Annotated in this window: 20 protein-coding genes and 1 pseudogene; 13 read left to right on the forward strand and 8 right to left on the reverse strand. The window is 61.7% G+C overall.

The window, feature by feature from the left end; genetic code table 11:
• Nucleotides 1-6: 6 nt before the first annotated feature.
• The 7 genes from B0G76_RS15980 to B0G76_RS16005 all read left to right on the forward strand — a co-directional run bounded on the left by B0G76_RS15980 (nucleotide 7) and on the right by B0G76_RS16005 (nucleotide 6,424).
• Nucleotides 7-1,377: an MFS transporter gene (locus B0G76_RS15980; RefSeq protein ID WP_120293475.1), complete on the forward strand. Its 1,371-nt coding sequence runs from the start codon at nucleotides 7-9 to the stop codon at nucleotides 1,375-1,377.
• A gap of 257 nt (nucleotides 1,378-1,634) precedes the next feature.
• The gene (locus tag B0G76_RS15985; protein WP_120293476.1) at nucleotides 1,635-2,036 is read left to right on the forward strand and encodes an RcnB family protein; all 402 of its coding nucleotides are present in this window, start codon (nucleotides 1,635-1,637) and stop codon (nucleotides 2,034-2,036) included.
• 360 nt (nucleotides 2,037-2,396) lie between these two features.
• On the forward strand, nucleotides 2,397-3,131 hold the full coding sequence (locus tag B0G76_RS15990) for a FadR/GntR family transcriptional regulator (protein WP_120293477.1): 735 nt from the start codon (nucleotides 2,397-2,399) through the stop codon (nucleotides 3,129-3,131).
• A 312-nt stretch (nucleotides 3,132-3,443) separates the two neighbouring features.
• A complete protein-coding gene (locus tag B0G76_RS43810) occupies nucleotides 3,444-3,575 on the forward strand; it encodes a hypothetical protein (RefSeq protein ID WP_259460598.1) in 132 nt (43 codons plus the stop codon).
• Nucleotide 3,576: 1 nt separating this feature from the next.
• Nucleotides 3,577-4,656 carry a sugar ABC transporter substrate-binding protein gene (locus tag B0G76_RS15995; RefSeq protein WP_120293478.1) on the forward strand — a complete coding sequence of 360 codons (1,080 nt, stop codon included), beginning with the start codon at nucleotides 3,577-3,579 and terminating at the stop codon, nucleotides 4,654-4,656.
• Nucleotides 4,657-4,664: 8 nt separating this feature from the next.
• Nucleotides 4,665-5,654, forward strand: a complete 990-nt coding sequence (locus B0G76_RS16000) for an ABC transporter permease (protein ID WP_259460599.1) — start codon at nucleotides 4,665-4,667, stop codon at nucleotides 5,652-5,654.
• On the forward strand, nucleotides 5,654-6,424 hold the full coding sequence (locus B0G76_RS16005; protein ID WP_120293480.1) for an ATP-binding cassette domain-containing protein: 771 nt from the start codon (nucleotides 5,654-5,656) through the stop codon (nucleotides 6,422-6,424). Before B0G76_RS16000 ends, B0G76_RS16005 begins: the two co-directional genes overlap by 1 nt.
• A gap of 15 nt (nucleotides 6,425-6,439) precedes the next feature.
• On the opposite strand, the gene B0G76_RS16010 is transcribed toward B0G76_RS16005, so the two are convergent.
• The gene (locus B0G76_RS16010) at nucleotides 6,440-7,759 is read right to left on the reverse strand and encodes an Nramp family divalent metal transporter (RefSeq protein WP_120293481.1); all 1,320 of its coding nucleotides are present in this window, start codon (nucleotides 7,757-7,759) and stop codon (nucleotides 6,440-6,442) included.
• A gap of 303 nt (nucleotides 7,760-8,062) precedes the next feature.
• On the opposite strand from B0G76_RS16010, the gene B0G76_RS16015 reads away from it, so the two are divergent.
• Nucleotides 8,063-8,755 (forward strand): NnrU family protein, encoded by a 693-nt coding sequence (locus tag B0G76_RS16015; RefSeq protein ID WP_120293482.1) that lies wholly within the window; start codon nucleotides 8,063-8,065, stop codon nucleotides 8,753-8,755.
• Between the two features lie 138 nt (nucleotides 8,756-8,893).
• On the opposite strand, the gene B0G76_RS16020 is transcribed toward B0G76_RS16015, so the two are convergent.
• On the reverse strand, nucleotides 8,894-9,643 hold the full coding sequence (locus tag B0G76_RS16020) for an SDR family NAD(P)-dependent oxidoreductase (protein ID WP_120293483.1): 750 nt from the start codon (nucleotides 9,641-9,643) through the stop codon (nucleotides 8,894-8,896).
• A 129-nt stretch (nucleotides 9,644-9,772) separates the two neighbouring features.
• Between B0G76_RS16020 and B0G76_RS16025 the strand changes: the two genes are divergently transcribed.
• A complete protein-coding gene (locus tag B0G76_RS16025; protein WP_120293484.1) occupies nucleotides 9,773-10,693 on the forward strand; it encodes a LysR family transcriptional regulator in 921 nt (306 codons plus the stop codon).
• A 63-nt stretch (nucleotides 10,694-10,756) separates the two neighbouring features.
• Here the strand turns inward: B0G76_RS16025 and B0G76_RS16030 are convergent, their stop codons facing one another.
• Entirely contained in the window at nucleotides 10,757-11,077 is a 321-nt protein-coding gene (locus B0G76_RS16030) for a pyrimidine/purine nucleoside phosphorylase (RefSeq protein ID WP_120293485.1), read from the reverse strand.
• 187 nt (nucleotides 11,078-11,264) lie between these two features.
• Entirely contained in the window at nucleotides 11,265-11,978 is a 714-nt protein-coding gene (locus B0G76_RS16035; RefSeq protein WP_120293486.1) for a hypothetical protein, read from the reverse strand.
• A 387-nt stretch (nucleotides 11,979-12,365) separates the two neighbouring features.
• Between B0G76_RS16035 and B0G76_RS16040 the strand changes: the two genes are divergently transcribed.
• A complete protein-coding gene (locus tag B0G76_RS16040) occupies nucleotides 12,366-12,998 on the forward strand; it encodes a helix-turn-helix domain-containing protein (RefSeq protein WP_120293487.1) in 633 nt (210 codons plus the stop codon).
• A gap of 45 nt (nucleotides 12,999-13,043) precedes the next feature.
• On the opposite strand, the gene B0G76_RS16045 is transcribed toward B0G76_RS16040, so the two are convergent.
• Together B0G76_RS16045 and B0G76_RS16050 are read right to left on the reverse strand one after the other, a co-directional pair.
• Complete coding sequence (locus tag B0G76_RS16045; RefSeq protein ID WP_120296426.1) at nucleotides 13,044-16,058, reverse strand: FAD-binding and (Fe-S)-binding domain-containing protein; 3,015 nt, start codon at nucleotides 16,056-16,058, stop codon at nucleotides 13,044-13,046.
• A 52-nt stretch (nucleotides 16,059-16,110) separates the two neighbouring features.
• Nucleotides 16,111-17,148: a DUF1338 domain-containing protein gene (locus B0G76_RS16050; protein ID WP_120293488.1), complete on the reverse strand. Its 1,038-nt coding sequence runs from the start codon at nucleotides 17,146-17,148 to the stop codon at nucleotides 16,111-16,113.
• A gap of 168 nt (nucleotides 17,149-17,316) precedes the next feature.
• Here B0G76_RS16050 and B0G76_RS16055 point away from each other — a divergent pair, with 168 nt between their 5' ends.
• On the forward strand, nucleotides 17,317-18,249 hold the full coding sequence (locus B0G76_RS16055; RefSeq protein ID WP_183082068.1) for a LysR substrate-binding domain-containing protein: 933 nt from the start codon (nucleotides 17,317-17,319) through the stop codon (nucleotides 18,247-18,249).
• 11 nt (nucleotides 18,250-18,260) lie between these two features.
• Here the strand turns inward: B0G76_RS16055 and B0G76_RS16060 are convergent, their stop codons facing one another.
• Nucleotides 18,261-19,394 carry a 4-hydroxyphenylpyruvate dioxygenase family protein gene (locus B0G76_RS16060; protein WP_120296428.1) on the reverse strand — a complete coding sequence of 378 codons (1,134 nt, stop codon included), beginning with the start codon at nucleotides 19,392-19,394 and terminating at the stop codon, nucleotides 18,261-18,263.
• Between the two features lie 293 nt (nucleotides 19,395-19,687).
• Entirely contained in the window at nucleotides 19,688-20,686 is a 999-nt protein-coding gene (pcaQ, locus tag B0G76_RS16065; RefSeq protein WP_120293490.1) for a pca operon transcription factor PcaQ, read from the reverse strand.
• 106 nt (nucleotides 20,687-20,792) lie between these two features.
• On the opposite strand from pcaQ, the pseudogene pcaH reads away from it, so the two are divergent.
• Both pcaH and pcaG read left to right on the forward strand, forming a co-directional pair.
• Nucleotides 20,793-21,498 (forward strand): annotated as a pseudogene (pcaH, locus tag B0G76_RS16070) (protocatechuate 3,4-dioxygenase subunit beta).
• A 3-nt stretch (nucleotides 21,499-21,501) separates the two neighbouring features.
• Complete coding sequence (pcaG, locus tag B0G76_RS16075; RefSeq protein ID WP_120293491.1) at nucleotides 21,502-22,089, forward strand: protocatechuate 3,4-dioxygenase subunit alpha; 588 nt, start codon at nucleotides 21,502-21,504, stop codon at nucleotides 22,087-22,089.
• Nucleotides 22,090-22,142: the final 53 nt, after the last annotated feature.

The raw sequence follows: 22,142 nt of genomic DNA on the forward strand, positions 1-22,142 counted from the left end.
TTGCCCATGTCGATGATCGCCGCTCGCATCGAGCGCTTGCCGTTTTCGGGTTTTCACCGCCGCCTGCTGCTGATGGGCGGCCTCGGCTACACCTTCGATGCGATGGACGCCGCCGTGCTCGCGTTCCTGCTGCCGGTGCTACGCACGCAATGGGGGCTGACGAGTGTTCAGACGGGCGTGCTGGGAAGCGGCACGTTCATGGGCTATTTCTTCGGCGCCATGCTCGCGGGGATGCTCGGCGACATTATCGGCCGACGCAAGGTCATGATGTACGCGCTTGTGATTTACTGTGTAGCGTCTCTTGCCAGCGCGCTGGCGAACGATTGGGGATTTTTTCTTGCGACGCGTATTGTCGCCGGCTTGGGGACGGGAGCGGAAAGCGCCATCGTCGCGCCGTTTCTCTCGGAGTTCGTGGCGCGGCGGTATCGCGGGAGTTTCACTGGCAGCCTTGCGGGGTTCTTCTCCTTTGGCTTTGTGGCGGCCGCACTGCTCGGCTATCTCGTGATCCCGCTCGCGCCCAATGCGTGGCGCGCGGTCATGGTCATCACTGCACTGCCCATTCTGATGCTGCTCTGGTGGCGCCGCGCATTGCCCGAGTCGCCGCGCTGGCTCGAGGCACGCGAGCGGATTGAGGAGGCCGATGCAATCGTGTCGCGGATGGAGGCGGATGTAATCCAGACGGGCATGCAGTTGGAGCCGCTACCTCCCGTGCGCGAAGGCACCGTTCCACTCGCAGCCGGCCGCGCCTCAATCGTCGCGAACGTCAAGGCGTTGTGGGCGGCGAAGCTCGCGCGCATCACGGCAATGACATGGCTCATGTGGCTATCCATCACGTTCAGCTACTACGCTTTTTTCACGTGGATTCCCGGCCTGCTGGTTCAGAACGGCATGACGATCACGCGGAGCTTTTCGTATTCGCTCGTGATTTACATTGCCCAAATCCCGGGATATTTTTCAGGCGCGTGGCTCAATGAAAAGATCGGCCGGCAGGCAACGATCGCGACATACATGATATTGGGCGGCGTATCGGCGCTTGGGCTTGCATTGACGCGCACGGATGCGGGCATCATGGTGTCGGGCATCCTGCTTTCGTTCTTCATGAACGGCACCTATGCCGGCGTTTATGCCTATACCCCGGAGGTTTTCCCCACCGACGTGCGCGCAACGGGCACGGGGCTGGCTTCGTCAATTGGCCGCCTGGGCGCGATTGCCGCGCCTATTCTCGTCGGGTACGTCTATCCGCTGCTGGGCTTTGCAGGCGTGTTCGGTGCTACGACGCTTGTGCTGCTGACCGGCGCGATGGCCGTGGTACTCATGGGGGTGCCGACTCGCGGCAGATCACTCGAGGATATTGCAGCAGGGCAAATCGAATCGTAAGAAACGCAGGCTGCGGACCCCGTCCGGCTATCGCCATCCTGTGACGCCACTGTGTCACATGGCTCGAACCTGTCACGCAACCACGCGGTTTTGGCGAATGGGTATTCTTATGACATTATTTGCCGGCGCATACGTTTTGCGCGTTAATGAGCGAACCGCGTCACGTAGCGATGCATTCAACACGCAGCATGCGCTTCGCGGCAGACACACCTTCGAACGCCAAACCGTTATCGAGTCATTCTCTCTGAGGCAAAGTCATGAAGTTGACAATCGTCGCACCACTTTTGATCATTTCGCTACTCGGTACGTCCACTGCCGTCTTTGCGCAGAAACACGACGACAATCACGGCGGCGGTCAGCCTCCGCACGAAAAACAGAATCCGGGTCACGGTGGCCCGCAGCATGGGTATGGTCACGGGCAGGGGCCGCATGATGCGTCTTTGGGCGGTCCTGGCGGTCCCGTTCCGCACAACGACTGGCACAAGGGCGAGCGGCTTCCGTCGGAATACCGCGATCGTAATTACGTTGTCGACAACTGGCACGAACACGGCCTGCAACCACCGCCGCGCGGGTATCAGTGGGTCGGGGTGAACGGGGACTATGTACTCGCCGCCGTCGCCACTGGTGTCATTGCCAACGTTCTGCTTTCCGGGCACTAACCAGGCAAACGGGAATCGATAGCTTTCCGAACTGAAAACAAGCTTTCATTCTGCAGATGATGAATGCGGTGGCCCGGCGCTACGGGCCACCATCCTGCGCTGTATTGTGTATTAGCGCTCAAGCAGCGCTCATGCAGCGATCAAGCGACACCTTCGTCGTGAAGCGGCACGACGGCGATAACACCACAGCCTTGGTCGAGCGCACGCCCGGGTCATGCCCAATGTCGCGTGCTATGCTTAAATCGGCAACGTCTCTCAACGAAACAAGCCGGTATCCGTGTCGACGCCAAGCTAAGCTTCATCCAGAATGCTGCACCGATCGGCACAGAAACGAGCCCGACGCGACCGCGATCGCTGACCATGGACTACCGTCATCTGCAACAGCGCAAGAGCCTGCACGGCCGCATTGTGCAGGAGCTCGGCATGGATATCGTCGGCGGCAAGGTCCAGCCGGGCCAGCGGTTGCCTGCTGAGGCGGTCCTGTGCGAGCGCTACGGCGTGAGCCGCCCTGTGCTGCGTGAGGCCACCCGGGTGCTCGTGGCAAAAGGGCTGGTCGTGTCGAAACCGCGTGTCGGCAGTGTTGTGAAGCCTCGCGGGGAATGGCACATGCTCGACCCCGACGTCCTGTTCTGGACGATCAACAGTGTTCCGGAAGGCGAGTTCTTCAGTTCGCTCCTGACCGTGCGCCGCGTTATCGAACCCGCGGCGGCCGCACTCGCCGCCACCGCGGCCACAAGCGACGATGTTGCGCGCATTGCATCGGCTTACGACCAGATGGAACGTGCGCAAACCGCAAGCGCGCTACTGGATCCCGACCTCGAGTTTCACCGCGCGATCATGGCGGCCACTCATAACGATCTACTGGCCTATATTGGCAACATGCTCTCGCTTGCCCTGTCGGAATCGATCAAGCTGACGAGTCGCCATCCTGACACGCATGCGCTTTCGTTGCCGCGGCACAAGGCGATTCTCACTGCGATCCAGAGCCGTGACCCGCTGGGCGCGCGGCACGCAAGTCTCGTCCAGCTCGACAATGCGCGCGCGGACGCCGAAAGCGTTCTGGAAGCCGGCAGCCAATTTCAGACACACCCCTAATCCGGGCGTGGCGGATTAGCCGAACCATTGGGCAGCGCATAGCGGGCGCTTACCGCTTTTCACGCCTCTCGTCTTCCAGGCATTGATTCGATAGTCATACTATTCAAGCGGCACATTGTGCAGATCATTTCTTCAGCGGATGACTCATGCCCAATGAGCCAGGTCTATCCCGTCATCGTGTCGCGCCGCACGGTTGGATACGCATAGGGAAAGCTGCGCCGCACCGCAAAAAATTAATTAGTCGGACTAGTTAAGGGTATACATCGATTAGTAGGCAAAAGGGCGTGATATAGCATTTTCTGGAGGGTAGTCATGCGCACGCGCATGCAAGTGGGTTTCATGAAGGAAGTGATGCCCGGCTCCGGTGCTGTTCTTGCCGGGGCTTTTCCTGCTTGCGCCGTTATGGACAGTGAAGTGTTCAACAACAGAGAGACGGGAGATTGACATGGCGCAAGCGAAGGAAGACAAGGACGACGTGCAGGTCGCGCGTCGGGGATTGCTGCAGGGCGCGGGCCTGTCCGCAGCACTGGCGCTAATGGGTGGCATGATCACGCCGGCCCAGGCGGCAGAAGCCGGTTCGTTTCCGGCGCACAAGCGGTGGAAGATCGTATTCGTCAACCATGTCACCACGAATCCGTTCTTCGTTCCGACGCAATACGGCATTCAGGACGCGACCGCGTTGCTGGGCATGGACTATCAATGGACCGGTTCGGCCAATGCCGACATTAGCGAAATGGTGAACGCGGTCAACGCGGCGATTGCCGGGAAAGCCGACGCAATCGCCGTACCGATCGTTGACCCCAAGGCGTTCGACAAACCCATTCAGGCCGCGCTCGACGCCGGCATTCCCGTGTTCGCCTATAACGCCGACGCGCCCTCGGGGTCGACGAATCCGCGCCTTGCCTATATCGGCCAGGATCTTTATCTGTCCGGCTACCAGATGGGCGAGCGAATCGCCAACCTCATCGATAGCGGTCTCGTTGCACTCTTTATCGCGACACCCGGTCAGCTCAACATTCAGCCGCGGCTTGACGGTGCAGCGGCTGCAATCAAGAAATCGGGCAAGAAGATCGACGTGCAGACGATCGCTACCGGCGCGACCGTCAACGAAGAATTATCCAAGATCAAATCCTTCTATCTCGGTCATCAGGATCTCAAAGGCATGTTCGCGGTGGATGCGGGCAGCACCCAGGGCGTCGCCGAGGTGATGAAAGAATCCAACCTGCCGTCTAAAGGTGTCCACGGCGGCGGCTTCGATCTGTTGCCGCGCACGGTCGACCTGATCCACGAAGGTTTCCTGGACTTCACGATCGATCAGCAGCCCTACGTACAGGGTTTCTACACGGTGATTGAGGCCTTCATCTTTCTCGCGTCCGGTGGGCTCGTTGGGCCGGCCAATATCAACACGGGCCTGAAGTTCGTCACCAAGGGCACAGTCGATCCCTATCTGAACACGTCGACACGCTATGAAGGCAAGAGCACGAAAGCCCAGATCGTGCCACGCACAGGCGCAATCAAAGGGTGACCTCTGCCGTGACGGACGTTCGAAAAACCGCTAGACGTCCGAGGCGCTGGTCAGGCGCGCTCGGACGTTCCAGCGAGATCCGCATCCTCGCAGTCGCACTGATCCTTTGCATCTACTTCGAGACGGTCAACCATGACTTTCTGCTGACTGGTGCGAGTCTGCAGAATCTCTCGCAGTTCATCGCCCCGGTGGCGATCATTGCTTTTGGTGAAATCATGCTGATGATCGGTGGAGAGATCGATCTCTCCGCCGGGATGGTGTTTGCGTTTGCGCCTTTCATCATGCATTTTTCTCTCGAAGCCGGCTTGCCAGCCTGGCTCGCGATGCTCATCGGCGTCATTGCGGCAGGCCTCGTTGGGCTCATTAACGGCGCGGTGACGGTCTACCTGCGCATCCCCTCCTTCGTGACGACGCTCGGTACCTTGTTCTTCGTGAACGGCCTTACGCTGACGATCTCGCGCGGCACACCGGTTTCGCCGCCGGAGGACTCGGCATTTTCAGCATTCATGGGGGGATGGGGATATAGCGAAATCATCTGGACGATTGCGATTGCCGCAGTCATGCACGTGCTGCTTCGTCATACACGCTGGGGCTTGCATACGATCGCGTCAGGAGCGAATCCACTGGGCGCGAGCGAAGCGGGGATACAGGTCAGGCGTCTGAAGCTCGGCAACTTTATTCTTGCCGCGGTGCTAGCCGGCTTTACTGGAATCCTGGAGGGCTTTCGTATCACGTCGATCGATCCGCAAGCGGGCGGCAACCAGATCATGTTTCTTGCGGTTGCCGCAGCCGTGATCGGCGGCACGCCGCTCGCCGGTGGATCGGGCACGATCATCGGTGGACTGATCGGTGCGGCGGTGCTTGGCATTCTTAACGACGGCTTCACGCTGATCGGCATCAACGCCTTCACCTTCAACATGATTCTCGGCGCGGCGATCCTCGGGGCCATGATCTTCAACATCCACGTGGTTCGTCTCGCGCGCAAAGGGGAGTTGTGATGTCCGAGGTGCTGGAGGCGCTGCGCGGCGAAGATATAGTCAAGCGTTTCGGCGCGGTCACCGCGCTCGATGGCGTATCACTGACGCTGAGACAGGGTGAGATCCTTGGCATTCTCGGCGACAATGGCGCGGGCAAATCGACGTTGATCAAAATCCTGACCGGATTTCATCAGCAGACCAGCGGCAAGCTTTTTGTCGGTGGCGAGGAAACCATGCTTCGCTCAGTTGACCACGCCCGGTCACTCGGCATTGAATGCGTCTACCAGGATCTGGCGCTCGCCAATTCGCTGAGCATCTATCACAACATGTTCCTGAACCGGGAAATCATCCGTCGGGGGCCATTTCGCCTGTTGAACCATCGCGCAATGCGTGAGCGCGCCGCCGAGTGTCTTGAGGAAATCGGCGTACACGTGCCTTCAGTCGATCTGCCAGTCGAGCAACTTTCCGGCGGACAGCGGCAGGCCATCGCGGTCGCTCGCGCGGTCAATTCGAATTCAAGGATTCTGCTGCTTGACGAACCGCTCGCCGCGATGGGCGCCCGCGAGGCCGGACTGATCATCGACCTGATCCTTCGACTCAAGAATAAAGGGGGGCTGTCCATCGTCATGATCATGCACAACTACGCTCAGACGCTCGACATCGCGGATCGTGTGATGCTGATGCAGCGCGGACGTGTCACCTACCAGCGGGAAGCGGCCAGCACATCGGTCGAAGAGTTGATGGATATCGTGCGACGCGAATATCGGGCAATGCGCACAGCGGCAAACTGATGCCGCGCCGTTGCTTCAGCCCGGCAAACCAGGAATCTCAACGCCGAACGTTTGCAGGATCAGCACGACATTGAACGATAAGACGACGAATGCCGCCAGCGTGGCGAGCACAGCGACGAACGCGCGATTTTTGTATGGGCCCATCACGTCTTCGCGGCAAGTGAACCACAACAACGCCGCCATCGGCAGCGGCAACGCGAGGCTCAATACAACCTGACTGAGGACGAGAGCCTGGGTCGCGTTGACCCCAAGCGCAACCACGACGAAACTCGGCACCATCGTGACGGCCCGGCGCAACCAGAGCGGAATACGAAAGCCCACGAACCCCTGCATGATCATCTGACCCGCCATGGTGCCGACCACGGAACTCGATATGCCCGAAGCAATCAACGACAACAGGAAAATCCCGGCCGCCCCAATCCCCAATAGCGGCGCCAGCGTGTGATAGGCCGTTTCGATTTCCGCTACTTCAGGGTGCCCGTGATGGAATGCACCGGCGGCCATGATAACCATCGCCATATTGATGAGACCGGCAATGGTCAGTGCGATCACGACCTCGATATTCGAGAATTTCAGCAGCTTGGCCCGCTCGGGCTCCGTTCGCGCGGGTGCTCGCTGTTGCGTTAGCCCGGAGTGCAGGAAAAGCGCGTGCGGCATCACGGTTGCCCCCACAATACCGACGGCAATCGTCAGCGCATTCGCGTCGGGTAATTGGGGGGAAAACGTATGGGCGAGGACACTCGGCCACGCAATCGGCGTGATGAACAACTCGGCAAGATAGGACAACCCAATGATGCCGACGAGTGCGCCAATCGCCAGCTCAAGGGGACGAAAACCAGCGCTCTCGAACAACAGCAGGCCGTATGTCACTACCGCGGTGACCATCATGCCCGCGAGCAAGGGCATGTGAAACAGTAACGACAGTCCGATCGCTCCGCCGAGAAATTCGGCCAGATCGGTTGCCATCGCAGCGATTTCGCTGACACCCCACATGCCCAACAGAACGGGTTTCGAAAACCGTTCGCGACACAGCTCCGCGAGGTTCCGCCCGGTGACGATGCCGAGCTTCGCCGAGAGCGCCTGAAACAGCATCGCCACGAGGTTTGCCAACAGCACCACCCAGAGCAATGCGTAACCGTATTTGGCGCCTGCCTGAATATTCGTCGCAAAGTTGCCCGGGTCCATATAGGCAACAGAAACCACCACTGCCGGTCCGGCGAACGGCAGAAGCATCAGCGCGCCGCGGCGGCGGCCTTCCAATACCTCTCTTACCGCAAGCGTTGTGCGCTCGGTTCTCGTCGCCGGTTTGGCCGCCTTATGAACGCGATCGTCCAAGCTCTCGCTCCTTGCACATGAAAATGAAAGGCGTGCCCGATTGACCAGGCAGGCATCGCATTCACGGCATTGCACTGCTGATTGCCCCGAAGACGCCTCGCAACCACGGAGCGGTCGCGAGGCGTCTCTATCGGACATAGTAATCAATGTAGCGCAGAGTGCTCCAGGTCGTGCTCGACGCGTCGCAGGCCGCCGATTCCCACGTAACTGGCCGATCGTCATGCGTCAGTAGTACTCTTCGGTACGGGACGTGAAACAGGGGCAATACGGTCAGCCGACGATACAACCTGAGGAGCCGGGCCAATGGGAAGCATCAACGCAGTTGCGGCGGCGGCAGTCGCCTTCGTGGGTAGTCACTTTCTCCTGTCCCATCCGCTGCGCGGGCGTTTGGTCAGCGCCATCGGCGAAGCGGGGTTCCAGGGCATCTATTCGCTGGTGGCGTTCGTGACGCTCGGCTGGCTGATCTTTTCCTACGGAAAGGCGCCGCTGACGGCGCCACTATGGCCGGTAGGAGATGGGCTCTGGGCGGTGGCGACCGTCGTCATGCTGATTGCGTCAATCCTCCTGCTGGGCTCGCTGATCCGCAACCCGGCGCTCCCCACCGGCGGCCGTCCTGGCGCGTTCCCGGAAACGGCGCGCGGCGTGTACGCGGTGACGCGCCACCCGATGATGTGGTCGTTCGCGCTTTGGGGGCTGTGCCACATCGCGGTGTTTCCGGTGGCCAAGAGCATCATCGTCGCGACGGCTATCGTCATCCTCGCGCTCGTCGGCGCAGCCTTGCAGGATCGGAAGAAGGAGCGGCTCCAGCCCGATCTCTGGCCTGTATGGGAATCGAAGACGAGCTACCTGCCGTTCGCCGCGATCGCCGCCGGCCGCGCGCGGCTGGGTGGGTTCGGCTTACATGCCCTGTTGGGCGGCCTCGTCGTCTGGCTCGTCGCGACCTGGGCTCATATACCACTCACCGGTTGGGCCGCGGGCATCTGGCGCTGGCTGTAGCCGCGGCCCGGTTTTGTCACGCAGAGAGTTGAGGTGCAGCGGGGAAATCCACCGGTACGCGTGTCGGGACATTGATGGTGGTCATGGTGATGCTCCCTGGCAAGAAGACGAATAAAGCTGCGTGGAAAAATCCGTGCGTTATTGCGCCGTGTAAGCGCCGTCGACTGCGATGTTCTGCCCGGTGAGGTAGCGCGCCTTATCGCTCGCAAGGAACAGGATGGTCTGGGCGATCTCGTCCGGAGTCGCGGCGCGGCGCGCCGGTATCGTCGAGAGGAAAGCTGCTTTGCCTTCTTCGCTGCCGCCCGCAAAGCGGTCGAGCATTTCGGTGGCGACAGGACCCGGCGCCACGGCGTTGACGCGCACGCCCGCCGTAGCGCCTTCGAGCGCCGCGCTCTTCGTGAGGCCTTCGACCGCATGCTTGCTGGCGACATAGACCGACGCGCCCGCAATGCCGACCTGTCCCGCGATCGACGAAAGATTGATGATCGAACCCGCGCCCTGCGCCAGCATCACGCGCATCTCATGCTTGAGCGACAGCAGCGTGCCGAGCACGTTGACCGCGAACGTGTCTTCGTAGTTGGCCGCCGTCTGCTCGACGATCGGCGCCAGTTGACCTTCGGTCCCGGCGTTGTTGACCGCCACATCGATACGGCCGAAACGCTCCACGGTCTGCTCGACGACGCTGCGCACTTCGGCTTCGAAGCGCACATCGGCGCGCAGGAATTCGGCTTCGGCGCCAAGGGCGCGCAGTTCGGCGGCAAGCGCCTGGCCGGTCTCCTCGCGACGGCCGCTGACGACCACGCGGTTTCCTTCGCGAGCGAAGGCAAGAGCGGTAGCGCGGCCGATGCCGGTCAGCGCGCCAGTGATCAGAACGACGGGTGAGTTCATGTCCGTACTCCTTGAGTTGGGTTGCATCGAATCGCGTTTGCGATGACTGAACTTTGACTGATTCCAGATCAGCGATATAGACGGTGTATACTCCTATCACTCATTCCACACAGGAATATATCGAGCAAAATGGACAAGCTGCGGGCCATGAAGACTTTCGTGCGCGTGGTGGAAGCGGGCAGTTTTTCCGCGGTCGCGCACGAGACCGACACCACGCAAAGCGCAGTGAGCAAACAGGTCGCGGCGCTCGAGCGCGAGCTGGGCGCGCGGTTGCTGACGCGAACCACGCGTTCGCTTGCGCTGACAGAAGAAGGTGAACACTATTTCGACCAGGCGCGGCGCCTGGTCGCGGAGATCGCGGAGGCCGAAGCCACACTCCGGCGCGGGGAGCAGCAACTGACGGGCTGGCTGCGGATCGCCGCTTCGGTCGGCTTCGGCCGCCTCAAGCTCATGCCCATGGTTCAGTCTTTTCTGGCCGAGCATCCCGATGTGAAGATCGATCTACGCCTGAACGACGGTTTCGTCGATCTCGTGGAACAGGGGATCGACGTCGCGGTGCGGCTCGGCGATCTGCCGGACAGCAGCCTGATCGCGCGTCGCGTAGGAACGGCCCAACGCATGCTGATGGCCCATCGCGATTACCTCCGCTCGCGACTCAAAGGAGCCAGGGCGCCGCGCGTGCCCGACGACCTGGTCGAGCACAACTGTATCGTCTACACCGAACTGGCGATGCGCAACGCGTGGCGTTTTACGGCGGGGCCCGGCGCTTCGGATCCGGTGGGAACCACGCGCATTGTGCGGGTCGAAGGCAATCTGCAAACCAACAGCAGTGAGGTGATGCGAGCGTCGGTCCTCGCGGGCATGGGGATCGGCTATTCGCCGACCTGGCTGTTCGATCACGAACTGGCCAGTGGCGAAGTGCAGCGGATGTTGCCGGACTGGGAAACGATCCCCATCCCGATCCATCTGGTGAGCCCGCTAGAGCGCCGGCATTCGGCCAAGGTCAAAGCTTTCGCCGAACATGTCGGAAAGGCGATGGCGCGTAGCTGAATGCCGAATGTGCTTCTTGGCTTCTTAAGGCGGCGCCCTGAGTTGAAGGCTTAAAGTCCGGCTTTACAGATAGCTGCAGACGTAGTCGAGCGTGTCGATCACGTCGATATCGAAGCGGCTCTTGCCGGGCACCGAGAACGACTCGCCCGCACCATACGTCTTCCACTCGTCACTGCCTTCGAGGCGGATACGGCATTGGCCAGCCTGCACTTCCATGAGTTCCGGCGCGTCAGTGCCGAAGTTGAGCACGCCCGGCAAGATGACGCCAAGCGTCTTGCGCGTGCCGTCGGCAAAAAGAACCGTGTGCGAAACACACTTGCCGTCGAAATAGACGTTGGCGCGTTTGATAACGGAAACCTGATCGAATTGCGTTGCGGCCGTCATGGCGGTCTTCCTCTGGATCATCGTGAATGGATGTTGGCGCCGCGTGGCGGCAGCGGGCGGTGTGCGATCTGCGCGAGCTTTCGGTCTCGCGCCAGCCCGCAATCATACAGGCGGCCGGGGGTGCCAGTCATTGGCCCTCGTCCAATTGCGGCCCTGTCAGAGCACTACCGCAGTGTGATCCCGACGATTAGTCGACTGGGCACCAACGACCAGAATTGGGGCACACAGTGACCAATTCGCCGTTCAGCCGAACTTGCTCTGCATCCTCTGCGTCCGGTTGCAACGAGGCCGTAGGGGCGATGTCGAAAGCGACCTTAAGTGCGTTCCCAACATGGGCGTCTTCAATGGGAAGCTCCCAGGTCAGGAATATCTGGACGTAATCCTGGTCCGGCGTGAAGTCGGCCGCATCAAAACCGCTGCTGTGGCGCTGAATGACGCCATGAGGCTGGCAAGTATCGAATATCACCGCCGTGCCCCGGGTCAGGGGAATGCGAAGGTCCAAAGCGGGGAAATGCACGTCCAACCCCCTATCCTCACTCAGGAAAAGATTACAGAAGGCCGCACCGCCATATTGCGCACCATCATGGTGGTACCTCGCGCCGCGGCAGGCCATCAGGGCTACGTCGCTGGCGGCAAGCACCGCGGGCATTCCAAGCGCGGCCGTCCAATCGGACACCGCCTGCACGCAGCGCGAGTAGTCCGGCCAGCGCGCCCGCGCGCGCGCCAACGGCATTGCCTCGACGTCACCAGGCTCGAGAACCATGCGCGACGAGATCTCCCTTTCCCAATCGGCAAGCAGACGTGCAGGGGGCGCAGGCACGTCGACCGTGCCTGTGAGCACGATGTCGCTTACGCATCGGCTGCGGATGGCATCGCCACTCCAGAAATAGGAGGTCAGCATGTCTGGCACGCGATGCGGTTGAGAGGATTGATTCATCCGGACGATTGTAACGATTCGAAGGGATCGCTTCGGCGCAGATCGGTCAACTCCGGCCGTTCGTCTGGATGACCTGTATTCGCCGAAACTCGATCTGACAGGTCGTCGAGCGGATCGAGATATTCCCTTTCGCTCGTTTCCGATGGGAAAAATTCGTGGGGGGGGTTCCGCCAGCGATGCCTTCCTAACCCGTTCATCGCTATTCAGGCCACCCTCGGCCGAGCGGACAACCCGCCTCAAAGCGGCCATCGGTCCCCCACGGAAGCCTCTCAAGCCTCTGCCCGCTCACTCAAATGTTATGATCGGAAACACCTGACGCCTCGCCAGGGCGCGCATTCGAGCTACACGCTTATGGACACCCACCTCACCAAACCCGCCGACGCATCCACAACCGACCTCGGCCGGCGCGTGCGCGCCGCCCGCCAGGCGCAGGACCTGACGCTCGAAACCGCGAGCCGCCTCTGCGGCGTCTCCCGCTCTACGCTGTCCAAAGTCGAAAACGGCCTGATGTCCCCCACCTTCGACGTCCTGCAGAAAATCGTACTCGGCCTGAAGATCGAAATCGGCGAGCTTTTTGGCTCGACACCCAAAGTCAGCGCCAGCGGCCGCCGCGCGTTGACCCGCAAAAACGAAGGCCAGCGCCACGCCTACCGCGGCTATCAGATGGAGTTACTCGCCACGGATCTGGCGCACAAAGCGATGTTGCCGTTCCGCATCCGCATCTCGGCGCACACGCTGGACGCCTTCGATGACTGGGGCCGTCACGAAGGCGAAGAATTTCTGTACGTGATCAGCGGCAGCGTCTGCCTGTATTCCGAGTTGTACGCGCCGACGCATCTGAACGCCGGCGACAGCCTTTACTTCGACAGCCGCACCGGCCACGCCGCGGTTTCCACGAGCGAAGAAGACGCCGAAGTGTTGTGGATGGCGACCAGCGCCGACATCCCGCAGACATCGGCCGCAGTAGAACCGGCGAAGAAATAACCCAGCCGCTCAAGGCAAAGACGAAAGCCACCGCCGGTGCACACGCTAACGGCGCGCCGCCAACGCCCGCTGCGCCAGTTGCGCGATATGCATCGCGTGTTGCCCTGTCCCCTGCTCGATCTGCTCACGACAACTGAAGCCGTTGGTCAGCACAATCGTTTCCGCGTTTGCAGCGGTCGCAGCACGCACCGCGGGAAACAGGCTGTCTTCACCGATCTTCTCCGAAAGCGCGTAATGCTTGTCGTTAAAGCCGAACGATCCCGCCATCCCGCAGCATCCTGTATCGAGTAGTTTCCAATTCACGCCGAGCTTGTTCAACAGCGCGGTATCGCCTTGCATACCGAACAGCGCCTTCTGATGACAATGCCCATGCACGATCACGTTCGCGGCAAGCGTCGGCCACTCGAACGGCTGACGCGCGACGAAGTCGGAGAACAGAAAAGTTTGTGCCGAGAGCTGCTTCGCTAACGCATGACCGGGGAGCTGCTTCAGCAACTCGTCCTTGAATACCGACAAGCAACCCGGTTCGAGGCCGACCAACGGAACGCCGGCGGCGATATCGTCTCCGAGGCCATCAAGAATGGTGGTCAGCAACTCACGCGCCCGGTCGAGCAAACCGTAGTCATACAGCGGACGCCCGCAACACAATCGCTTCTTCGGCAGCACGACGTGCCAACCCATTTGCGTCAGCACATCGGCAGCGGCCTGCGCGATCTCGGGTGTGAAGTGATCGTTGAACGTATCGACCCACAAGATGACTTTCTTAACCTCACGACGTTGAACGTCACCCTCAGCCATAAGCGATCGCCGCGCAATCTGCCGGTAAGTCCGCGTGGCAAACTTCGGCAATTCCCGTGCTTGCGCCACCCCGGCGGCCCATTTTCCAACCGCCGCCAATCCCGGCGCGGACGTCATAAAATTCGTCAGACGCGGAAATCTTGCCGCCCACGGCGCCCATTCGCCGATTCGCCCCATGAACAGCGCCTGGCGCGGCCGGCGATTCGTCTCATAGTAATGCGAAAGAAATTCCGCCTTGTACGAAGCCATATCCGTATGCGTCGGACAATCGGATTTGCAGCCCTTGCACGCGAGGCAGGTATCGAGCGCCTCTTGCACTTCGCGGCTTTGCCAGCTGTCGGCGATCACGTCGCCTTGCAGCATTTCCCAGAACAGATGCGCGCGGCCACGCGTCGAGTATTTCTCTTCACGTGTCGCGCGATAGCTCGGGCACATCGTGCCGCCTTCGAGCGAACGGCACTTGCCCATGCCGATGCATCGTTCGATCTCGCGCTGAAAGCCGTCACCCTCCTGGCTCGCGAACGTGAGCTTCGTTTGCAGGGTCACCGGTTTGTACGCCGGACCCATGCGCAGATTTTCATCGGCGCGATACGCATGCACGACCTTGCCAGGATTCAATCGATTGGCCGAGTCCCAGATCGCCTTGAACTGCTCCATCGCCTGCATCAGTTCAGGACCGTACATGATCGGCAGGAACTCGGCCTTGGCCTGGCCGTCGCCGTGTTCGCCTGAAAGCGAGCCGCCGAATTCGACCACCAGTTCCGCCGCTTCGCGCAGAAACTTGCGCCACGTCGCGACGCCTTCAACGCTGCGCAGATCGAAGGTAATGCGCGCGTGGACACAGCCGTCGCCAAAATGACCGTACAGGCTCGTCTCGTAGCCGTAGCGATCCACCAGCGCCTGGAACGCACGCAGATAATCGCCGAGGCGCAGCGGATCGACCGCCGCATCTTCCCAGCCGACCACCGGATCGGGCGTGCCCGCCTCCACCGACAACGCCACCGCCGACGCCCCCGTCTCGCGGATCGACCACACCTTCGCCTGCAACGCGCGATCTTCAACGAGCATCGCCGAGACATTCGGACCTCCTTCGCCCGACGAAAAATACGCCGCAGCGGTTTGCGCCTGGCGCACGGCTTCGTCTTGCGTATCCGCGCCGAATTCGAGCACGACCCATGCATCGCCGTCCGGCAGCAAGGCAATCTCGTCCTTCTTCAAACCGCGCGCCTGCAAGCCGCGAATGATCGCGCGGTCGAGTCCCTCGACCGCGATCGGCCCGAAGCGCATGAAATGCGGCACGGCGTCCGCGGCGGTGTAGATATCGGTGAAGCCGACCACGACGATCACGCGTTTCGCAGGACTTTTCACGAGCCGTACTTTCGCTTGCAACGTCACGGCGCACGTGCCCTCGGTGCCGACCAGTGCACGCGCGACATTGAAGCCGTTTTCCGGCAGCAGTTGATCGAGGTTGAAGCCCGACACGCGCCGCTTGATCTGCGGGAATTTCGCGCGGATCTGATCGGCGTAGGTATCGCGCAGTTGCTTGAGCGCGGCGTAGATTTCGCCCTGGCGGCCGCCTGCTGCGACGATGCGCTCGAGTTCGTCGTCCGAAGTCGGCCCGACCCAGAAACGCGCGCCGTCGAAGGTCGCGATTTCCAGCGCCTCGACGTTTTCGACCGTCTTGCCGGCCATCACCGAATGCGCGCCGCACGAGTTGTTGGCGATCATGCCGCCGAGCGTGCAACGGCTGTGCGTTGCGGGATCAGGGGCGAACGTGAGACCGTGCGCTTCGGCGGCGTCACGCAAGGTATCGCACACCACGCCCGGTTCGACGATCGCGACACCCGCTACAGGATCGACCGACACGACGCGGTTCACATACTTGCTCGCGTCGGCCACCACGGCGACGTTCACGCATTGGCCGTTCTGCGAGGTGCCACCGCCGCGCGGCAGGAAGGGCACGTCATTCCGGCGGCAGGCGGCGAGCGTTTCGAGCAGATCGTCGACATCTGACGGCACGATCACGGCGAGCGGGACTTGCCGGTAGTTCGACGCATCCGAGGCATACAGCGCTTTGGATCCCTGATCGAAACGCACTTCGCCGCGCACGTTGCGGCGCAAGTCGGCTTCGAGTGCCTGCATCACGGCGGCGGTGCCAGTAAAGGGCCTGGCAACGCGCGGCGTTTTCAAGGTGTCGTGAGTTGCGCCGCTCACCGAAGCGTTCACGCCCGCGCCCTGCTCTTCATCCAATGACGTTCCCACCGCGCTCCTCACGTCTCGTATCCAACGCCCGCGTGATGGCCTGAATGACGCATCACGCAGCCTGGCTCGCGGTCATCTTGAAGATGCCCTGCGCATTGCCCGCGTCGAAACGCAGGTCCGTTTCCCAGCGGCGCGCGTCCTGATCGAAAGTCCGCTTGCGCGTGATGAACTCGTAGAACGAGCCCGGCACCTCGCGCGTCACGATGCTGCCGTCGGCCGCACGGAACTCGCGCCGCACGATATCCGCGCGGTACGCGGTCTGAAACACGCGGCCCGAACGAGAACGCTCGACTTCGGGCTTCATCGGACGTCCCTTCGCCTTCTCGTCGTCGGACAGCTTGAACACATCCGCGACGCGATCGGTAGCGTGATTGAAGGCGTTGCCTTCAGTTGCGATCCACGCCATTTCCGCCGACTCCTTCAACAATACTGCGTAATCGGCTTCGCGTGGCGTCTCGTGCTGGCGCGCGAACGCACCGACGATTGCCGGCAGCAACGCATGAGCCGCCTCGAGCGGCAGCACGCCTTCGCGTTCGAGCTCCCACAACTGGCCGGCGGCTTGCGGCGTCAACGGATCGCGCGAGGCGCCGATCACGTTCGTCACCGCCTGCTGGAATTCCGCCGAAAACCGTTCAGGGTGCAATTCGCTGACGAAAAACTGTGCGATCTCATCGGGGGCGTCGTCGTGCGCCCAAGCTCGACCTGTCATGCCGAGACGGTCGAGCGGATAGCGGCCGTTGATACTGAAGCCGAGCGGCCGCAGGATGCGCGCGAAAGCCGCTTCGCCCGGCGGCAGCGCGCCGCTTTCTGCCCAGCGCACGGTGCGCAACGCGCCGTGGTCGAAATAGACGCTGCCGCCGGCGGCGATCGTCTCCTCGGTGTACTGGCGGCCATTCGCCGAGCGCGCCAGCAGGTCTTCCAACAGCGCCATGTTCATCGCTTGCGCCAGTTCGGCCCGCGTGACGGTGCCGTCTTCCCATTCGTTGAGAATCCGCGGATGGTTCAACGTGGCGAACAGCCTCGCGGTTTTCTCGGCGCCGAGCAGTTTCAGCAGCAGTTGTTCGACATTCGCATTCTTGATGTTTCGCATATCGGTTCCGGGCGAGGTGCGGTGAGCACGCGTTCGTGTATTGGAAGATGGCCTGCCGGTGCGCCTTCAGGACGCAAACACGGCATCGTTGGATGCGAGATTATTCAAATCCGCGGCGCCGCCGTAAAGCGAGATAAAATCGCCACTTGATGCGTTTTTGGAATTAACGTGCGAAAGTTCAAAATCCCCAGCATGGGTGCGCTACTGGCTTTCGAAGCCGCCGCGCGGCACGAGAGTTTCACGCATGCGGCGCGCGAGCTCTTCCTCACCGAAAGCGCCGTGTCGCGGCAGATCAATACGCTGGAGGGCAATCTTGGCGTGCGGCTGTTCGTGCGCGTCAAGCAGCGGGTGGTGCTGACCAAGGCGGGCAAGGTCTATAGCGCGCAGGTGCGGCGTTCACTGGAACAACTGGACCGCGACACGCTATCGATCATCGCGCATGGCAGCGGCGGCGGTTATCTGGAACTGGCGGTGCTGCCCACTTTCGCCTCGCAATGGTTGATTCCGCGGCTGGCCGCATTCAACGCGCAGTATCCGGACGTGCGGGTCAATATGGGCGTGCGCACCGGCACTTTTCCGTTCGCCGATACGCATTTCGAGGCAGCGATTCACTACGGCAAACCGACATGGCCAGGCACGTCGGCGGATTTTCTGTTTAGCGAGGAAGTCGTGCCGGTGTGCGCGGCGAGTCTGCTGACGCGGCCCGTCGAGACAGCGGCCGATCTGCTGGACTACCCTCTGCTGCATTCCACCACCCGGCCGGACGGCTGGGCGTCGTGGTTCGACACGCTCGGTGTCGACGATAACCGGACGATGCAAGGCGTCCGCTACGAACTCCACACCATGTTGATCAGCGCAGCCGCGGCCGGTCTCGGCATCGCGCTTGTACCGCATTTTTTCGTCGACGCACAGCTCGAACAGCTCGGACTCGTCATGCCGCTCGACGCGCCGGCAGTCGCCGACTCGGCGTATTACCTCGTCTATCCGACCGAGTTGAGCCACGGCAAGCCGCTCACGAGCTTTCGCGAATGGCTGTTGCGGGAAGCGGCCGCATACGGTGCGGTGAATCCGGCGCTGGCCGGAGATCCCGATACCGATTGATTGATTCCGCACTAGGCGCCGGCTTGCTCGCGGGCCTGCGCCAGCGCGCTCAGATTGCCTTCCCCAAAGCCGTGATGGCCTTGCCGCTGCACGATCTCGAAGAAGATCTCGCTGGCACCGCGTCGCGCAAAGGTTTGAAAAAACAGCAACGGCACGCCCTTGGCGTCGATCTCGCCATCCACCAGAACATGCGTGCGCTTGAGCCGCTCGACGTCGAGCCCATGCCCCGGCAGGCGCGCATCGAGTTGTTCGTAATAACGCGGCGGCGGCTCGACGAATTCGACGCCGTTCGCGAGTAGTTGCTCGACACACGCGAAAATATCGTCGGTGGCGAGCGCGATGTGCTGCACGCCTTCGCCCGGATGATCCGGCAAATACTCGTGCATCAGATTCGTGCGGCGCGTGCCCTCTTCATACAAAGGCACGCGGATCGCGCCGCAAGGCGACACCATGACGCGCGATTCCGCCGACACATGCCAGTTCGCGTGCAGCTCGTGAATCTCACGGAAGTTGAGCAGGTCGCGATAGAAGTCGAGCCATTCCTGCATGCGACCCTCACCGACGGTTTGTGTCAGATGATCGACCGCGATGAGGCCGGTGCCGGCATGATTCAAATCGGCTTCTGCGGTATCGATCTCGACCGGACGGAAGTCGATGTCGAAGATCGAGATGTCGCCAAGGCCGCCGCGCTGGCCGCCACGGCCGCGCCACCGGTCGACAAAATAGATGTGCGAATCGCCAATGCCCTGGATCGCCGGAATCAGCAGTTCGCCCGCGCCGATGCGCTCGCCCTCGAACGCCCATGCGCCGAGTTCGATCGCACGGTCGAAAGCGCGCTGCGCGTTGGCCACGCGAATGCCGATCGCGCAAATGCCCGCGCCGTATTCCTCGGCGTAGCGCTCGGCGAACGAATCCGGCTCGGCGTTAATCAGGAAATGCATCTCGCCCTGGCGATACAGCGTGACGTCTTTGCTGATATGGCGCGCGATCGCCTTGAAGCCGAGTTTCGTGAAGGTTTCGCCGAGCGCCTTCGGCTCGCGCGAGGCGAACTCGACGAATTCAAGGCCGGCGGTGCCGAGCGGATTGTGCTCAGGCGCCGACACGGCGCGCAGCGCGGCGTCTGGAGTGGGCAAGTCGCTGGGCATGGCTATCTCCTTGTACAGAACTTTGTACGCTGTTCCGGGTGTTCGTGGTGTTTCCGCCGTTCGGCGCAAGGCGTCGTTCGCTTGTAGTGTGACACCGCGGGCGCGATGTGCCGCGGCGATGCAACCCGCGACGGCTTTCGCACCGTGTTTGTACACCGGCTAGCAGGGCGTTCGCAATCTTCATTTTGTACTGGATGGTTCACGGGTGGTGAGTGGGGATGCTTCCCTTGCGTCTCTTGCCATGCTTGCAACTCTCGAGCCTCTTGCACCGCAGCACCGTTGCATCGGATGCATCAGCTCCTGAGCACCCCGCCGCGGCCGCGTTTGGACGCCCGCTTGACCGCAGGCTTCCCGGCAGCCGCCGCCATGCGCTGCTGCGCGACCTCGCGCACGGCATCGATGAACGCCCGTCCCACCGGCGTGGGCTGCGTATCCGAGCGCCGGATCAGCCCCACGGGCTCGCCGGTGCCCGCGAACGGCAAGGGCAAACGTACCAGCACCTCGTGCGCCAGTTCGTATTCGACAGCGCTCAGCGGCACGAACCACACCGCGTCGTTCTCGAGCGTCAATGCGCGTCCCGTCGACACCGACAGCACTTCGACAAACCCCGACAACGGCGGCACGCCCCACGCGCTCAACAGGCTTTCAGCCGATTGCCGGATCAGTGTGCCGAACGGCGGCAGCACCACCGGAAATTCCTCCAGCGACGTGGCCGGCAAGCCGGCCACGAGCGCCAACGGATGTCCGGCGCGCACGACGGCAATCAACGGCTCACTGAAAAGCTGCTCGAAACTGAGCCCGACCATCCTTTCCGGGTCCGCCAGACGCCCGATCGCGAATTCGATCGTGCCGGCCTTCAGACGTTCGAGCAATTCGGGGTTGGCGCCCGTGGCCAGGCGCACGATCACACGCGGCCAAAGTGCGGCGAAGCGCTTCAGCACCGGCGGCACCAGCGCGGCCGCGACGGTCGGCAGAATACCGATTTCCAGCGTGGCGGCCGCTGCGCCTTCCGCGCACGCCAGCAAATCGACGCCCTGGCGCAACGCACTGACGCAGGCGCTCGCATGCGGCATGAAGAGCTGCCCCTCGCGGGTCGGCACGGCGCCGTGGCGGCCGCGCTCGAACAGCTTCACGCCGAGAATCGCCTCCAGTTCCGCAACCGTCTTGGAGACCGCGGGCTGCGTAATGGACAGGCTTTCGGCGGCCCGCTGCACGCCGCCGAACTGGGCGACGGCCAGAAAGCACTGGAGATGACGGAATTTGACGCGGCTGTCCGCGAGGCTGCGTTGCATAACGAGAGGTTATACGAAATGGGCGAAAACGTCATTTTGCATAACCTCTCAGGTTGGATAAAGTCGCTCCATACGCTGCATCCCACAATTCCCGAAGGAGACACTGATGGACGAGTCCTTTCTCACCGCGCGCGATTTCGCGTCCCACCCTGCCTATGTCTATCCCGGCTACGGTTCATCGGTAAAACGCGGCCCGACGCGTCCGCTGATTCCACTGAAGGAAAAGCTGCGCGACCAGCGCGTGCCAGTCTATGGCACCGAAGACCTCGGCGCGCTCGATCACGATCTGACGCGCAATGCGGTGCGTAACGGCGAGCCCCTAGGCGAACGCATCATCGTGACCGGCCGTGTGCTCGACGAAGGCGGCCGCCCGGTGCGCAATACCCTGGTTGAGATCTGGCAGGCCAATGCAGCCGGCCGCTACGTGCACAAAAACGATCAGCACGACGCGCCGCTCGATCCGAATTTCCTCGGCGCCGGACGCTGTATCACCGACAACGAAGGCCGCTATCGCTTTCTGACGATCAAACCGGGCGCTTACCCGTGGGGCAATCACCCGAACGCGTGGCGTCCGAACCATATTCACTTCTCGCTGTTCGGCGACTATTTCGGCTCGCGCCTCGTCACGCAGATGTATTTCCCCGGCGATCCGCTGCTGGCCTTCGACCCGATTTTCCAGGGCACGCCCGAGCACGCACGCGACCGCCTGATCGCAAAACTTCTCGCTCGATACGACGCAAGAGGCCTATGCGCTCGGCTACGACTTCGACATCGTGCTGCGCGGCCGCAACGAAACTCCGATGGAGCGCTAAGCCATGACGACCCTCAAGCAAACGCCTTCGCAAACGGTTGGACCGTACTTCGCCTATGGCCTGTGCCCGCAGCAATACGACTTCGACTTCAAGAGCCTGTTTACGCCGGTTCTGGCGGACCGTGAAGCGGCCGCCGAGCACATCACGATCGTCGGCCAGGTATTCGACGGCGACGGCAACGTGATCGGCGATGCAATGCTGGAAATGTCGCAGGTGGACGCGCAAGGCCACTATCCGGAGTCACGTGAGGAAACCCTGAAGACGGGCTTCCGCGGCTTCGCCCGCGTCGGTACCGGGACGGATCCGCAGAAGCGTTTTGTCGTTGAAACGGTGAAACCGGGCCGCTCGAGCCCGGATGAAGCGCCGCACGTGAATGTGATCGTGACGATGCGCGGCATGCTGCTGCACACGTTCACGCGCATCTATTTCGAAGACGAAACCGAAGCTAACGAACGGGATGCCGTGCTGGCAGCGGTGCCGGCGGACCGGCGTGGCACGCTGATCGCGCGCCGCGAGCCGAATGCGGCCAATGTGTACCGGTTCGATATCTATATGCAGGGTGACAAGGAAACCGTTTTTTTCGATCTGTGATCGCGGATTTTCTATGCTTTCATATAGCTTTCACCTACACTGGAGATGATCCG

This window comes from Paraburkholderia sp. BL23I1N1, from assembly GCF_003610295.1.
Taxonomy (GTDB): domain Bacteria; phylum Pseudomonadota; class Gammaproteobacteria; order Burkholderiales; family Burkholderiaceae; genus Paraburkholderia.

What these genes read in the sequence shown, in the direction of transcription:
- B0G76_RS15985 (WP_120293476.1), top strand. Translation starts at nt 1,635, where the DNA reads ATGAAGTTGACAATCGTCGCACCACTTTTGATCATTTCGCTACTCGGT.
- B0G76_RS16035 (WP_120293486.1), bottom strand. Translation starts at nt 11,978, where the DNA reads ATGCTGACCTCCTATTTCTGGAGTGGCGATGCCATCCGCAGCCGATGC.
- B0G76_RS43810 (WP_259460598.1), top strand. Translation starts at nt 3,444, where the DNA reads ATGCGCACGCGCATGCAAGTGGGTTTCATGAAGGAAGTGATGCCCGGC.
- B0G76_RS16040 (WP_120293487.1), top strand. Translation starts at nt 12,366, where the DNA reads ATGGACACCCACCTCACCAAACCCGCCGACGCATCCACAACCGACCTC.
- B0G76_RS16015 (WP_120293482.1), top strand. Translation starts at nt 8,063, where the DNA reads ATGGGAAGCATCAACGCAGTTGCGGCGGCGGCAGTCGCCTTCGTGGGT.
- B0G76_RS15995 (WP_120293478.1), top strand. Translation starts at nt 3,577, where the DNA reads ATGGCGCAAGCGAAGGAAGACAAGGACGACGTGCAGGTCGCGCGTCGG.
- B0G76_RS16025 (WP_120293484.1), top strand. Translation starts at nt 9,773, where the DNA reads ATGGACAAGCTGCGGGCCATGAAGACTTTCGTGCGCGTGGTGGAAGCG.
- B0G76_RS16005 (WP_120293480.1), top strand. Translation starts at nt 5,654, where the DNA reads ATGTCCGAGGTGCTGGAGGCGCTGCGCGGCGAAGATATAGTCAAGCGT.
- B0G76_RS16020 (WP_120293483.1), bottom strand. Translation starts at nt 9,643, where the DNA reads ATGAACTCACCCGTCGTTCTGATCACTGGCGCGCTGACCGGCATCGGC.
- B0G76_RS16030 (WP_120293485.1), bottom strand. Translation starts at nt 11,077, where the DNA reads ATGACGGCCGCAACGCAATTCGATCAGGTTTCCGTTATCAAACGCGCC.
- B0G76_RS15980 (WP_120293475.1), top strand. Translation starts at nt 7, where the DNA reads ATGTCGATGATCGCCGCTCGCATCGAGCGCTTGCCGTTTTCGGGTTTT.
- B0G76_RS16060 (WP_120296428.1), bottom strand. Translation starts at nt 19,394, where the DNA reads ATGCCCAGCGACTTGCCCACTCCAGACGCCGCGCTGCGCGCCGTGTCG.
- pcaG (WP_120293491.1), top strand. Translation starts at nt 21,502, where the DNA reads ATGACGACCCTCAAGCAAACGCCTTCGCAAACGGTTGGACCGTACTTC.
- pcaQ (WP_120293490.1), bottom strand. Translation starts at nt 20,686, where the DNA reads ATGCAACGCAGCCTCGCGGACAGCCGCGTCAAATTCCGTCATCTCCAG.
- B0G76_RS15990 (WP_120293477.1), top strand. Translation starts at nt 2,397, where the DNA reads ATGGACTACCGTCATCTGCAACAGCGCAAGAGCCTGCACGGCCGCATT.
- B0G76_RS16050 (WP_120293488.1), bottom strand. Translation starts at nt 17,148, where the DNA reads ATGCGAAACATCAAGAATGCGAATGTCGAACAACTGCTGCTGAAACTG.